We start from the raw sequence: 360 nt of genomic DNA on the forward strand, positions 1-360 counted from the left end.
AAGTAGAAAAAGTTAAAAAATATAAAAAATTAGGTTGGACTACTTGGTGGGGAGATTTGTACATCAAACAAGATACATCTACTTATCTGACTGATGACTATGAAATTATGCTATATCCTTTAAGTATTCCTATTAAAGATCTACTATTGTATCGCTCACAGGGCGATAGTATTTGCGCAGAATGGCGAGAGGGTGAGGTTTGGTAGTTAGAATGGTCTAATAATTTTATTATTTTTTTTCTAAGTCTAATTTAGATGTAGCTGTCATTTTTTTATATTACTTAACTTTTTCTACTTTCCTGTTTATTAGACAAGCCTATAATGATTCAGAATCATTCCAAATCTAATAAGGATATAACAT

1 pseudogene is annotated in these 360 nt (G+C 29.7%); it reads left to right on the forward strand.

Features of this window, described 5'->3' with window-relative positions:
- Positions 1-206: pseudogene (locus J582_RS27060) on the forward strand (GNAT family N-acetyltransferase); the annotation flags it as partial.
- Between the last annotated feature and the right edge of the window lie 154 nt (positions 207-360).

The sequence above is a fragment of the Acinetobacter sp. 1566109 genome, assembly GCF_000582255.1.
GTDB classification, from domain to species: domain Bacteria; phylum Pseudomonadota; class Gammaproteobacteria; order Pseudomonadales; family Moraxellaceae; genus Acinetobacter; species Acinetobacter nosocomialis.